The 13,556-nt window shown below is 65.0% G+C and carries 11 protein-coding genes; 7 read left to right on the top strand and 4 right to left on the bottom strand.

What is annotated here, in order from left to right; translation table 11 throughout:
• Nucleotides 1–80 precede the first annotated feature (80 nt).
• The 3 genes from topA to M6E97_RS08255 all read left to right on the top strand — a co-directional run bounded on the left by topA (nt 81) and on the right by M6E97_RS08255 (nt 3,751).
• Entirely contained in the window at nt 81–2,687 is a 2,607-nt protein-coding gene (gene topA, locus M6E97_RS08265) for a type I DNA topoisomerase (protein WP_003091201.1), read from the top strand.
• A 106-nt stretch (nt 2,688–2,793) separates the two neighbouring features.
• The gene (locus M6E97_RS08260) at nt 2,794–3,312 is read left to right on the top strand and encodes a DUF6586 family protein (protein ID WP_003091199.1); all 519 of its coding nucleotides are present in this window, start codon (nt 2,794–2,796) and stop codon (nt 3,310–3,312) included.
• Between the two features lie 205 nt (nt 3,313–3,517).
• On the top strand, nt 3,518–3,751 hold the full coding sequence (locus tag M6E97_RS08255; RefSeq protein ID WP_003109483.1) for a hypothetical protein: 234 nt from the start codon (nt 3,518–3,520) through the stop codon (nt 3,749–3,751).
• 21 nt (nt 3,752–3,772) lie between these two features.
• On the opposite strand, the gene sulA is transcribed toward M6E97_RS08255, so the two are convergent.
• Nucleotides 3,773–4,258, bottom strand: coding sequence for an SOS-induced cell division inhibitor SulA (gene sulA / locus M6E97_RS08250; protein ID WP_003091197.1), 486 nt, complete (start codon nt 4,256–4,258; stop codon nt 3,773–3,775).
• An 11-nt stretch (nt 4,259–4,269) separates the two neighbouring features.
• Nucleotides 4,270–4,884, bottom strand: coding sequence for a transcriptional repressor LexA (lexA, locus tag M6E97_RS08245; protein WP_003091196.1), 615 nt, complete (start codon nt 4,882–4,884; stop codon nt 4,270–4,272).
• A gap of 231 nt (nt 4,885–5,115) precedes the next feature.
• Here lexA and psrA point away from each other — a divergent pair, with 231 nt between their 5' ends.
• The 3 genes from psrA (at nt 5,116) to M6E97_RS08230 (ending at nt 7,766) form a co-directional block, all read left to right on the top strand.
• Complete coding sequence (gene psrA / locus M6E97_RS08240) at nt 5,116–5,817, top strand: transcriptional regulator PsrA (protein ID WP_003091195.1); 702 nt, start codon at nt 5,116–5,118, stop codon at nt 5,815–5,817.
• A 201-nt stretch (nt 5,818–6,018) separates the two neighbouring features.
• Entirely contained in the window at nt 6,019–7,017 is a 999-nt protein-coding gene (nagZ, locus tag M6E97_RS08235) for a beta-N-acetylhexosaminidase (protein WP_003118092.1), read from the top strand.
• 11 nt (nt 7,018–7,028) lie between these two features.
• On the top strand, nt 7,029–7,766 hold the full coding sequence (locus M6E97_RS08230) for an S-methyl-5'-thioinosine phosphorylase (protein WP_003091193.1): 738 nt from the start codon (nt 7,029–7,031) through the stop codon (nt 7,764–7,766).
• Between the two features lie 46 nt (nt 7,767–7,812).
• Here M6E97_RS08230 and M6E97_RS08225 read toward each other — a convergent pair whose 3' ends face one another.
• Both M6E97_RS08225 and mfd read right to left on the bottom strand, forming a co-directional pair.
• Nucleotides 7,813–8,442, bottom strand: a complete 630-nt coding sequence (locus M6E97_RS08225; RefSeq protein ID WP_003091190.1) for a CsiV family protein — start codon at nt 8,440–8,442, stop codon at nt 7,813–7,815.
• Nucleotides 8,443–8,452: 10 nt separating this feature from the next.
• Entirely contained in the window at nt 8,453–11,899 is a 3,447-nt protein-coding gene (gene mfd, locus M6E97_RS08220) for a transcription-repair coupling factor (protein ID WP_003091189.1), read from the bottom strand.
• 139 nt (nt 11,900–12,038) lie between these two features.
• Here mfd and M6E97_RS08215 point away from each other — a divergent pair, with 139 nt between their 5' ends.
• Entirely contained in the window at nt 12,039–13,505 is a 1,467-nt protein-coding gene (locus M6E97_RS08215) for a glyceraldehyde-3-phosphate dehydrogenase (RefSeq protein ID WP_009313820.1), read from the top strand.
• Nucleotides 13,506–13,556: the final 51 nt, after the last annotated feature.

Here is a 13,556-nt window from a genome sequence, read left to right as displayed (position 1 = left end):
TTCGCCACTATATATAGCGGTGCCGCGCTAGTCGCTCCCTTCTTTATATTCATCTTTTCGACGCAGGAACCTTCCGATCCATGGGTAAATCGCTGGTCATCGTGGAATCCCCGGCCAAGGCCAAGACCATCAACAAGTACCTGGGTAGCCAGTACGTGGTGAAGTCGAGCATCGGCCACATCCGTGACCTGCCCACCAGTGGTTCGTCGAGTTCCAAGGAGCCGGCGGCCAAGGGCCGCAAGAGCGCCTCCGAGGCGCCGGCGCTGTCACCGAAGGAGAAGGCCAGGCGCCAACTGGTCTCGCGCATGGGGGTCGACCCCGAGCATGGCTGGAAGGCCAAGTACGAGATCCTGCCCGGCAAGGAAAAGGTCATCGACGAGCTGCGCCGCCTGGCCAAGGACGCCGACACCGTCTATCTCGCGACCGACTTGGACCGCGAAGGGGAGGCCATCGCCTGGCACCTGCGGGAAGCCATCGGCGGTGACGAAAGCCGCTACAAGCGCGTGGTATTCAACGAAATCACCAAGAAGGCCATTCAGGAGGCCTTCTCCCAGCCCGGCGAGCTCGATATCAACCGGGTGAACGCCCAGCAGGCGCGGCGTTTCCTCGACCGCGTGGTCGGCTACATGGTCTCGCCGCTGCTCTGGCAGAAGATTGCCCGCGGGTTGTCCGCCGGCCGCGTGCAGTCGGTGGCGGTGAAGCTGGTGGTGGAGCGCGAACGCGAGATCCGCGCCTTCGTCCCGGAAGAGTACTGGGAGGTGCATGCCGACCTCGGTACCGCCAAGGGCGCCAACGTGCGCTTCGAGGTTACCCGTGAGAAGGGCGAGGCCTTCAAGCCGCTCAACGAAGCCCAGGCCATGGCGGCCCTGGAAAAGCTCAAGGCATCGGCCTATAGCGTCGCCAAGCGCGAGGACCGGCCGACCTCCAGCCGACCCTCGGCGCCGTTCATCACTTCCACCCTGCAGCAGGCGGCGAGCAACCGCCTGGGCTTCGGGGTGAAGAAGACCATGATGATGGCCCAGCGTCTCTACGAGGCCGGCTACATCACCTACATGCGTACCGACTCGACCAACCTGTCGGCCGATGCCATTGGCATGGTCCGCGGTTTCATCGAGGACGAGTTCGGCCAGAAGTACCTGCCGGGCAAGGCCAACGTCTACTCGAGCAAGGAGGGCGCCCAGGAAGCGCACGAGGCGATCCGTCCTTCCGACGTCAACCTCAAGCCGACCCAGCTGTCCGGCATGGAGCGCGACGCCGAGCGCCTGTACGACCTGATCTGGCGCCAATTCGTGGCGTGCCAGATGACCCCGGCCGAATACCTCTCGACCAGCGTGAGCGTCACCGCCGGCGATTTCGAACTGCGCGCCAAGGGCCGCATCCTCAAGTTCGACGGTTATACCCGGGTACTGCCGCAGCAGAGCAAGCCGGGCGAGGACGACGTCCTGCCGGAAATGAAGGAAGGCGAGAACCTCAAGCTGATCAAGCTCGATCCGAGCCAGCACTTCACCAAGCCGCCGGCGCGCTACTCCGAAGCGAGCCTGGTCAAGGAACTGGAGAAGCGCGGTATCGGCCGCCCCTCGACCTACGCGGCGATCATCTCCACCATCCAGGAGCGCGGCTACGTAACCACCCACAACCGCCGCTTCTATGCGGAGAAGATGGGCGACATCGTCACCGATCGGCTCAACGAGAGCTTCGCCAACCTGATGGACTACGGTTTCACCGCCGGGATGGAGGAGCATCTCGACGACGTGGCCCAGGGCGAGCGCGACTGGAAGCACCTGCTCGACGAGTTCTACGGCGATTTCAAGAAGAAGCTCGAGGTGGCCGAAGTCAGCGAGAAGGGGATGCGCGCCAACCAGCCGACCCTGACTAACATTCCCTGCCGCGAGTGCGGCCGGCCGATGATGATTCGTACCGCCTCCACCGGCGTGTTCCTCGGCTGCTCGGGCTACAGCCTGCCGCCGAAGGAACGTTGCAAGGCGACCGTCAACCTGATTCCCGGCGACGAGATCGCCGCGGACGACGAGGGCGAGTCCGAGTCGCGGGTGTTGCGTGGCAAGCATCGCTGCCCGATCTGCAGTACCGCGATGGACGCCTACCTGCTGGACGAGAAACACAAGCTGCATATCTGCGGCAACAACCCCGACTGTCCGGGCTACGAGATCGAGGAAGGCCAGTACCGGATCAAGGGCTACGAAGGGCCGAGCCTGGAATGCGACAAGTGTGGCAGCGAGATGCAGTTGAAGACCGGCCGTTTCGGCAAGTTCTTCGGTTGCACCAATCCGACCTGCAAGAACACCCGCAAGCTGCTGAAGAATGGCGAGGCGGCGCCGCCGAAGATGGACGCCATCCGCATGCCTGAATTGAAGTGCGAGAAGGTGGACGATATCTACGTGCTGCGCGACGGCGCTTCGGGCATGTTCCTGGCCGCCAGCCAGTTCCCGAAGAACCGCGAGACCCGCGCGCCGTTGGTGAGCGAGATCATCCCGCACAAGGCCGAGCTGGATCCCAAGTACCATTACCTCTGCGACGCCCCGCAGAAAGACCCGGACGGCCGTCCCGCGGTGATCCGTTTCAGCCGCAAGACCAAGGAGCAATACGTGCAGTCCGAGGTCGATGGCAAGCCCACCGGCTGGCGCGCCTTCTACGATGGCGGCAAGTGGAAGGTCGAAGACAAGCGCTGATGGATGGCGCGCCCGCTTGCATGGGGCGCGCTTATACTGCGCGAAGGCCGGGCGCTGACCTGGCCTGCGCTCCGCATTCCTTCCAGTTTTAACCGGGAGTACCGGCATGGCCCAAGAGCTTTATACCCGCACCAACCAGAAGCTGTATTTCGCCGGGTTGGCTCTGGAGGCCTGGAAGCGAGCCGATGCCGAGCGCGCGATGAATGCCCAGGCGATCATCCAGGGGGAGCGCGAATCGGCGCTGTTCCACCTTTATGGCGCAGTGCTCGGTGTATGCCATGAGATCGCCGGTTACTACCGTCTGCCGCAGGCTGCCGCTCCTCGCGTGGATGCATTGCTGAATGCCGAAGTGCTGGCGGCCGCGCCCAGCCCCGAGCTGGCTGAGCTGGTGGAGTTGGCGTCGCAGCCGGAAACCTGGCTGGGCCAGTTGCTGGGCGCCTACTCCGAGCTGTTCCTGCCGCCGCGACCGACCAAGGCAGCGAAGATCGACCCCAGCACACCGTTGATCGTTGCCGTGAGTATCGACGAAGACGCCCCCTTGCTTTCTCGCGAAACCCTCGAGGAATGGCGGCAGTCGCTGAAGCAATTGGTCCTGCGTTTTCGCGAGAGCTTGACGGAGCTGTAACGCCGTCGTCATTCGCCGATCAGCGGTAGGAAATTTTCCTACCGTTCCACTCGGTTGATTTGCCAGCAAAAAAATTTAGCGGATGCCGTCCGGGCGCTCTGGAACCGCCGTTACAGGCGCGAGAGCGGAACCGGAAGGCGGATGCGGGCTAGGGATGCACTGGATGGGCTGTTACAATGTCGCGTCTTCGTAGAGAGCGTCTGTCATGCCAACATCCTTCCTTGAAATCGTAGAAATGCCCGACGGGCGCATCGTGCTGCGTCGCGCCGATGACGAGGAGGCGTTGGTGACCCTGGAGTTCTCCGGGGACGCGAAGAATTTCCTGCAAGGCCAGCATGTCGAAGTGGCCAAGGCCATGTTCAATGTCGGCGTGCAAATGGCCGGTCGTCTTGCCGAGGGCGAGATGGAACACGACGAAGGCCCCCGCGTCCTGCACTGAACGCTGTCCCCCGCCGTTTTTTCAACCCAGACGAATATTCAGGCTCTGTGCTTGGCCCAGTTGGGCGGCGCGGGACAGTTGCTTGCGCGCCGCCCGGCTCAGCGGTTCCAGCCAACTGACCACGGTGTGGCTGCGGCCCAGGCGCAAGGCCTCGCAACTGAGCGCCAGGGCAGCGGCGTTGTCCTTCGCCTGCAGTAGCAGGATGCGCTCGCGGTTCAGGCCGGCGCGGCGCAGCCATTCATGGGTCAGGCTCGCCGGCGGAGCGATCAGGGTCAGCCAGCGGGCATCCTGTTCCTCGCTGAGCTCGCGGAGAATCGGCGCGAGCAGGGTCAGGCAGTGCCCCGGCAGGCCGCTGAGCGAAAGTTCGCTAAAGGCAGCGGGTTCCTCGATGGAGGCGCTGGAAGGGCTGTCGATGACATCGTCGAGCAAGGGAGCGCCGTTGCTGGCCCAGAACGCTTCCTGGAACAGTGGCAACTGGGCGCTGGGCAGCGAGTGGGAGGTCTGCATGGTATCTCCTGTCAGCGTCGGATCACGCCGACGCTCAAGCCTTCGATGATCAGTTCCTGCTCCTTCAGATCGACTTCGATCGGAGCGAACTCAGGGTTTTCCGCCAGCAGCCAGACCTTGCTGCCTTCGCGCTTGAAGCGTTTCACCGTGACCTCCTCGCCGATCCGCGCGACCACCACCTGGCCGTTGCGCGCTTCGCGGGTGACGTGGACGGCCAGCAGGTCGCCGTCGAGAATGCCGATGTCCTTCATGCTCATGCCGCGCACGCGCAACAGGTAGTCGGCGCGAGGATTGAAGAAGGCGGGATTGATCCGGCAGGATTCCTCGATGTTCTGTTCGGCGAGGATCGGTGCGCCGGCGGCGACCCGTCCGATCACCGGCAGGCCCTCATCGTCGTTGGCGGCATGCGGTTCGAAGCCGGGAATGCGGATGCCGCGAGAGGCGCCCGGAGTCATTTCGATGGCGCCCTTGCGTGCCAGCGCCTTGAGGTGCTCCTCGGCGGCGTTCGGCGACTTGAAGCCGAGTTCCTGGGCGATTTCCGCCCGGGTCGGCGGAAAGCCGTGGTCTTCCAGGCAGCGCTTGATGAAGGAGAGGATCTCGGCTTGGCGGGGCGTCAGCTTCTGCATGTCGTCGCTCTGTGTTTTTATCCAGTGACTGGGATTATATACAGTGAGCGAGGCGTGGCAATGATTTTCCGCATGACATTTCGTCCTGCGTCACGATGAAGTTGGCCAGTGTCTTGCTTCCGTTTTTCGGGACTTCTCTGTAATTTTCCTGACTGGTGCGTCATCTGCCGCTTGACAAGGGATGTGGCTGAAACGTATGTTTCAAACAAGTGTTTGTCAGGCGGAGAAACCATGGCCCAGTCGGAAACCGTCGAACGCATTCTCGATGCGGCGGAACAGCTGTTCGCGGAAAAAGGCTTCGCCGAAACCTCGTTGCGTCTGATCACCAGCAAGGCCGGGGTCAACCTGGCGGCGGTGAATTATCACTTCGGTTCGAAGAAGGCGCTGATCCAGGCGGTGTTCTCGCGCTTCCTCGGGCCATTCTGCGCCAGCCTGGAAAAGGAGCTGGATCGTCGCCAGGCCAAGCCCGAGGCCCAGCACGCCACCCTGGAGGACCTCCTGCACCTGCTGGTGTCCCAGGCGATGGCGGTGAAGCCGCGCAGCGGCAACGACCTGTCGATCTTCATGCGCTTGCTCGGCCTGGCCTTCAGCCAGAGCCAGGGGCACCTGCGCAAGTACCTGGAGGAGGTCTACGGCAAGGTCTTCCGGCGCTACATGCTGCTGGTCAACGAGGCGGCGCCGAAGCTGCCGCCCATCGAGCTGTTCTGGCGCGTGCACTTCATGCTCGGCGCGGCCGCCTTCAGCATGTCGGGGATCAAGGCCCTGCGGGCGATGGCGGAAACCGATTTCGGCGTGAACACTTCCACCGAGCAGGTGATGCACCTGATGGTGCCGTTCTTCGCTGCCGGCATGCGCGCCGAGAGCGGCATCGACGATCCGCTGCTGGCCGGGGCGCAACTGCGCCCGCGGAACAAGACGCCCGCCAAGGCCTGATTGCAGACGGCGCCCCAGGGCGCCGTTTTACTTTCCCCTTTCTCTGTGCTCCGGGCGGAACTCCATGCGCCGGGCCGGCTCCATTGGCAGGCGCGCGGTACCGCCCCGGGACTTAAGTCTTTCTGCCGGGTGCAGTACAGTGTGCGCTGTCTGAGGCCCGTGACGGCGGGCTTCGCTGATTTCCAGGCCATAGGACTCTTCATGCAAGGCTCTCTGATGCTCGACATCGGCGGCACCTGGCTGACCGCCGAGGACCGCCAAATCCTGCGCCACCCCGAGGTGGGCGGGCTGATCATCTTCGCTCGCAACATCGAGCATCCTGCCCAGGTTCGCGAACTGTGTGCGGCCATTCGCGCCATCCGTCCCGACCTGTTGCTGGCCGTCGACCAGGAAGGAGGGCGCGTGCAGCGCCTGCGCCAGGGCTTCGTGCGCCTGCCGGCGATGCGCGCGATCGCCGACAACCCCAATGCCGAAGAGCTGGCTGAGCACTGTGGCTGGCTGATGGCGACCGAGGTGCAGGCGGTCGGCCTCGACCTGAGTTTCGCGCCGGTGCTGGATCTCGATCACCAGCGCAGCGCCGTGGTCGGTAGCCGCGCCTTCGAGGGCGACCCGGAGCGTGCCGCGCTGCTTGCCGGTGCTTTCATTCGCGGCATGCATGCCGCCGGGATGGCCGCCACCGGCAAGCATTTTCCCGGTCACGGCTGGGCCGAGGCCGACTCCCATGTGGCGATTCCCGAAGACGCGCGCAGCCTCGAGGAAATCCGGCGCAGCGACCTGGTTCCGTTCGCCCGCCTGGCCGGACAGCTCGACGCGCTGATGCCGGCCCATGTCATCTATCCGCAGGTCGACCCGCAGCCCGCCGGCTTTTCCCGGCGCTGGTTGCAGGAGATCCTGCGCGGCGAGCTGAAGTTCGACGGGGTGATCTTCAGCGACGACCTGTCGATGGCCGGCGCCCATGTGGTCGGCGACGCCGCCAGCCGCATCGAGGCCGCTCTGGCCGCGGGCTGCGACATGGGCCTGGTGTGCAACGATCGGGCTTCCGCCGAGCTGGCCCTGGCAGCCCTGCAACGCCTGAAGGTGACCCCGCCGTCGCGTCTGCAACGCATGCGCGGCAAGGGCTACGCGAATACCGACTATCGCCAGCAGCCGCGCTGGCTGGAAGCACTGTCCGCGTTGCGCGCCGCGCAACTGATTGATTGAGGGAGCTGTCGATGAGTGTCTACGCGATTATCGGAGGAACCGGCCTGACCCAGCTGGAAGGGCTGACGCTGAGCGAGTCCCTGCCGATCGAAACGCCGTATGGCGCGCCGTCCGCGCCGCTCCAGCGTGGCCGCTACGCCGGGCGCGAGGTGCTGTTCCTGGCGCGTCACGGTCATCCGCACCGCTTCCCGCCGCACCAGGTGAACTACCGCGCCAATCTCTGGGCGCTGAAGCAGGCGGGTGCCGAGGCGGTGATCGCGGTGAACGCGGTGGGTGGCATTCATGCGGCGATGGGAACGGGGCACCTGTGCGTGCCGCACCAGTTGATCGACTACACCTCGGGACGCGAGCACACCTATTTCGCCGGCGATATCGAGCATGTCACCCATATCGACTTCAGCCACCCCTATGACGAGCCGTTGCGCCAGCGCCTGATCGAGGCGTTGCGTGCGTTGGGGCTGGCGCACAGCAGTCATGGGGTCTACGCCTGCACCCAAGGGCCGCGCCTGGAAACGGTGGCGGAAATCGCCCGGTTGGAGCGGGACGGCAACGATATCGTCGGCATGACCGGCATGCCCGAGGCGGCACTGGCCCGCGAGCTGGACCTGCCCTACGCCTGCCTGGCGCTGGTGGTCAATCCCGCGGCGGGGAAGTCGGCGGGGATCATCACCATGGCCGAAATCGAACAGGCATTGCACGATGGCATCGGCAAGGTGCGCGAGGTGTTGGCGCGGGTCCTGGCCGGCTAGGCGGCCATCGCAACGAAAAAAAAGGCCGCTATTGCGGCCTTTTTCGCTATTGCGCAGGAGGTGCGGCGTCGAAACCGCCTTCGACGGGAGGCGCGTCCGCCGGTGCCTGCTGTTCTTCCATTTCCATGGGATTGGGGGCGGCGGGACGGGCGCCGACCGGCACCACCTTGATCAGGATGCCCAGGCTCGGATGGTCGAGATAGGTCAGTTCGCCATTCTTCAGCCGCGTGCCCTGCCTGATGTGCTGGCTGCCGGCGAGGAAACCGTCGTCGCCGAAGCGATTGACCCAGAAATCGGCCTCCATGTCGACGAAGCGCACCTGGCTGAGGGTCAGCGTACCTTCCACCGGGAAATGATGATCCTGTTCCTGGCCTTCGCTGAGGGCGATCTTCACCGGGGTCTCGCCGATGTCCTGGCGCCAGGCCTTGTGCAGCAGCACGGTGTAGCCGTTGTCCTGGCTGAGCTTGGCGAGCTGGTTGTCGAGCGCGGTGGCGCGCAGGGCGTCGCTGGCCAGCGGCTGTGCGCCGGTGGCCCAGTCGTCCGGCGCCGGCTGGCTGGACGGCACGGCATCGCCGGCCTGGCGGAACACCACCAGTTCCACCTGGTAGGGACCGCCGGCGAATGCCGCGGGGGCGGCCAGTGAGAGCAGCAGGGCAAGGCAACGGAACAAGCGCATAGGCTAATCCTTAGGTGGTTTGCGGTGTCAGGCGCTCGAACAGCGCCTCCAGGGTATTGAAGCGTTCTTCCGGTCGTTCCATGGGCACCTGGAAGCGGAACAGGGTTGCGCCTTCGAACTTGTAGCGGTTCGGCTGGCCCTGGATCAGCTTGATCAGTACCAGCGGGTCGACCTGGGTATCGGCGGCGAATTCTATACGACCGCCCTGCGGTCCGGCATCGACCTTGAGGATTCCAAGTTTTTCCGCCTGCAGCTTCAGAAGGGTCAGGCGCATCAGGTTCTTCGCCGGATCGGGCAGGAGCCCGAAGCGGTCGATCATCTCCACCTGCAACTCGCGCAAACCTTCCTCGTCAGGGGCGTTGGCGATGCGCTTGTAGAGGATCAGCCGGGCATGCACGTCGGGCAGGTAATCCTCGGGGATCAGCGCAGGCACCCGCAGGTTGACCTCCGGCCCACCGCCCAGCGGCTGCTCGAGGTTCGGCTGCTCGCCCTTGCGGATGGCCTTCACCGCCCGTTCGAGCATTTCCATGTAGAGGGTGAAGCCGACCGCCTGGATCTGCCCGCTCTGGCCGTCGCCGAGCAACTCGCCGGCGCCGCGGATCTCCAGGTCGTGGGTGGCGAGGACGAAGCCGGCGCCCAGGTCCTGGGCGTTGGCGATGGCTTCCAGGCGTTTCTCGGCGTCCGGGGTCATCTGTCGGCGCGGCGGTGTCAGCAGGTAGGCGTAGGCCTGGTGGTGGCTGCGACCGACGCGGCCGCGCAACTGGTGCAACTGGGCCAGGCCGAACTTGTCGGCGCGCTCGATGAGGATGGTGTTGGCGCTGGGCACGTCGATGCCGGTCTCGATGATGGTCGAGGCCACCAGCACGTTGAAGCGCTTGTGGTAGAAGTCGCTCATCACCTGTTCCAGCTCGCGCTCGTGCATCTGTCCGTGGCCGATGCCGATGCGCGCCTCCGGGACCAGTTCGGCGAGGTCGCGGGCGCACTTCTCGATGGTCTTCACTTCGTTGTGCAGGTAGTACACCTGGCCGCCGCGCAGCAGTTCGCGGAGCAGCGCTTCCTTGATCACCGCGTTCTGCTGCTCCATGACGAAGGTGCGCACCGACAGGCGGCGCGCCGGCGGCGTGGCGATGATGGACAGGTCGCGCATGCCGGAGACGGCCATGTTCAGGGTCCGCGGGATCGGCGTGGCGGTGAGGGTGAGGATATCCACTTCGCTGCGCAGGGCCTTGAGCTGCTCCTTCTGGCGCACCCCGAAGCGGTGTTCCTCGTCGATCACGACCAACCCCAGGTTGGCGAACTTCACGTCTTCCTGGAGCAGCTTGTGGGTCCCGATGAGGATGTCGATCTTGCCTTCGGCCAGTAGCCGCGCGGCGTTCTCGACTTCCTTGGCGCTCTTGAAGCGGCTCATCACCTCGACGCTCACCGGCCAGTCGGCGAAGCGGTCGCGGAAGCTGTTGTAGTGCTGCTGGGCGAGCAGGGTGGTGGGCACCAGCACCGCCACCTGCTTGCCGCTATGCACGGCGACGAACGCCGCGCGCATCGCCACTTCGGTCTTGCCGAAGCCGACGTCGCCGCAGACCAGGCGGTCCATGGGCCTGGGCGCGAGCATGTCGGCGACCACCGCCTCGATGGCGCTTTGCTGGTCCGGCGTCTCCTCGAACGGGAAGCCGGCCGAGAAGGTCGCGTAGTCGGCCTGCGGATCCTTGAACGCGAAGCCTTCGCGGGCGGCGCGGCGGGCGTAGATGTCGAGCAGTTCGGCGGCGACGTCGCGAACTTGTTCGGCGGCCTTGCGCTTGGCCTTCTGCCAGGTTTCCGAGCCGAGCCGGTGCAGCGGCGCCAGGGCGTCGTCGGCGCCGGTGTAGCGGGCGATCAGGTGCAGGTTGGCGACCGGCACGTAGAGCTTGGCGTCCTCGGCGTATTGCAGCATGAGGAATTCCGCCTGCTGGTTGTCCACCTCGAGGGTGATCAGGCCCAGGTAGCGGCCGACGCCATGGTCGATGTGCACCACCGGCGCGCCTTCGCGCAGCTCGGTGAGGTTCTTGATCACCGCGTCGCCGCCGTCGCGGGTCTTTTCCCGGCGCCGGCGCTGCATGACGCGCTGGCCGAACAGCGGGCTTTCGGCGACCAGGGCGAGTGCCGGATGGTCCAGCAGCAGGCCCTCGTCCAGCGGCGCGATGCTGATCGCCAGGCGTGCCTGGCTGGCGAGGAAGGCCGGCCAGCCGTCGACTTCCTCGGGGCGCAGCTTCAGTCGGGCCAGCAGCTCCAGCAGGACTTCCCGGCGTCCGGGCGATTCGGCGCAGAACAGTACGCGGCCGGGGAACTCCTCGATGAACCGGCGCAGCGCGGCCAGCGGCTCGGCGGCCTTGGCTTCGATCGCCAGGTTCGGCAGCGGCAGGGCCGGGAAGCGCTCGCGCCCGACGCCCGGCTCGACGTCCTCCTGGCTGGCGACCACCCGTGGCCAGTTCTTCAGCCGGGCGAAGCAGTCTTCCACCGGAAGGAACACTTCCGCCGGCGGCAGCAATGGCCGTTCCGGATCGACCCGGCGGTCCTCGTAGCGGCTGCGTACGTCATTCCAGAACTGCTCGGCGGCCTGTTCGATGCCGGGCAGGGAGAATACCTGGGTGTCTTGCGGCAGGTAGTCGAAGAGGGTCGCGGTTTCCTCGAAGAACAGCGGCAGGTAGTACTCGATTCCCGAGGGTGTCAAACCGCTGGCGAGGTCCTGGTAGATCGGGCAGCGCCGGTAGTCAACGTCGAAGCGCTCGCGGAAGCGGCCGCGGAAACCGGTGACCGCTTCCTTGTTCAGGGGGAATTCGCGTGCCGGCAGCAGGCGGATCGACTCGACCTTGTCGATGGAGCGCTGGGTCTCCGGGTCGAAGGTGCGCAGGGTCTCGATCTCGTCGTCGAACAGGTCGATACGGAAGGGCAACTCGCTGCCCATCGGGAACAGGTCGATCAGCGCGCCGCGGACGGCGAATTCGCCGTGCTCGTAGACCGTGTCGACGCAGCGGTAGCCGGCGCCTTCCAGGCGCAGGCGCATCCGCTCGACATCGAGTTTCTGGCCGACGTCGAGGACCAGGCTGCTGCCGAGCAGGAAGCGGGTCGGCGCCAGGCGGTGCAGGGCGGTGGAGATCGGCACCACCAGCACGCCGTGCTTGAGCTGCGGCAACTGGTAGAGGGCGGCGATGCGCTGGGAAATGATGTCCTGGTGCGGCGAAAAGACGTCGTAGGGCAGGGTTTCCCAATCGGGGAAATGCAATACCGGCAGGTCGGGGGCGAAGAACCGCAGTTCCTGTTCCAGGCGTTCGGCATTCTGGCTGTCGGCGGTCAGCAGCAAGGTGAAGCGCTTGGCGGAACTGGCGGCCTCGGCGACAGCCAGGCTCAGCGCGGCACCGGGGAGGTTGCCCCAGTGTTGCTTGCCGGCGCTGGCCGGCAGGCTGGGAAGACGCAGTACGGACACGGGCAAGCTGGGCTCCGGTCGGGAATTTGACCCGCCGGATTGTAACTTTCCCGACTGCTGGATGTCAGTCTTCCGACTGCTGCAGATTGCCGAGCCTGGCCGGCGCGGTCATAATGTAGCCCCTTTTTTCATCCCCTACATGTGGAAGGTATTGCCCGTGACTCAGAAGCCCGACCAGTGTCTCGGTGAATGGATCGATCGTGAAGCCATCGCGGAAGCCATGATCCCGCTGATTGGCCAGCTCTACCGCAATAACAATGTGGTGACCTCGATCCATGGCCGTGGTCTGATCAACCGCTCGGTGATCGCGATCATGAAGGCGCATCGTTTCGCCCGTCATCGCATGGCTGATGACGCCGAGCTGTCGGTTCACGAGACGTTCCCGATCCTCAAGGCGATGAGCGAGCTCAAGCTGGGTGCCGCTTCCGTCGATCTGGGCAAGATGGTCGCCAAGTTCAAGGCAGAAGGTAACGGCCGCAGCATCGAGGACTTCGTCAAGGCCGAGCTGGCCGAAGTGGCCGGCAAGCAGAACGGCGATGCCCGCGAAGGCACCGACGTCGTGCTCTACGGCTTCGGCCGCATCGGTCGCCTGCTGGCGCGTATCCTGATCGAGAAGACCGGCGGCGGCGACGGCCTGCGCCTGCGCGCGATCGTTGTGCGCAAGGGCGCCGAGAACGACCTGGTCAAGCGGGCCAGCCTGCTGCGTCGGGACTCGGTGCACGGTCCGTTCGACGGCACCATCACCATCGACGAAGAAAACAACACGCTGACCGCCAACGGCAACCTGATCCAGGTGATCTACTCCAACGACCCGGCGTCGATCGACTACACCCAGTACGGCATCAAGAACGCCCTGCTGGTCGACAACACCGGCAAGTGGCGCGACGCCGAAGGCCTCGGCCAGCACCTGAAGTGCCCGGGGATCGATCGCGTGGTCCTTACCGCGCCGGGCAAGGGTGCGCTGAAGAACATCGTGCACGGTATCAACCACACCGACATCGGCGCCGACGACAAGATCATCTCGGCCGCCTCCTGCACCACCAACGCCATCGTGCCGGTGCTGAAGGCTGTCAACGACCAGTACGGCATCGTCAACGGTCACGTCGAGACCGTTCACTCGTACACCAACGACCAGAACCTGATCGACAACTTCCACAAGGGCAGTCGTCGTGGCCGCAGCGCGCCGCTGAACATGGTGATCACCGAGACCGGTGCCGCCACCGCCGCGGCCAAGGCCCTGCCGGTGCTGAAAGGCAAGCTGACCGGCAATGCGATCCGCGTGCCGACGCCGAACGTGTCCATGGCGATCCTCAACCTGAACCTGGAAAAGGCCACCACCCGCGAAGAGATCAACGAGTACCTGCGCCAGATGGCCATGCACTCGGACCTGCAGAAGCAGATCGACTTCGTCAGCTCCCAGGAAGTGGTTTCCACCGACTTCGTCGGTTCGCGCCATGCCGGCGTGGTGGACGCCGAGGCGACCATCTGCAACGACAACCGTGTCGTCCTGTACGTGTGGTACGACAACGAGTTCGGCTACAGCTGCCAGGTAGTGCGCGTGATGGAAGACATGGCTGGGGTCAACCCGCCGGCCTTCCCGCGTTGATGCGCAAGGCGTAGAGGAAAACGGGAGCTCTCGGGCTCCCGTTTTTCATTT

This window comes from Pseudomonas sp. B111 (assembly GCF_026428275.1).
GTDB lineage: Bacteria > Pseudomonadota > Gammaproteobacteria > Pseudomonadales > Pseudomonadaceae > Pseudomonas > Pseudomonas aeruginosa.
This window is presented reverse-complemented; position numbering and strand designations above follow the sequence as displayed.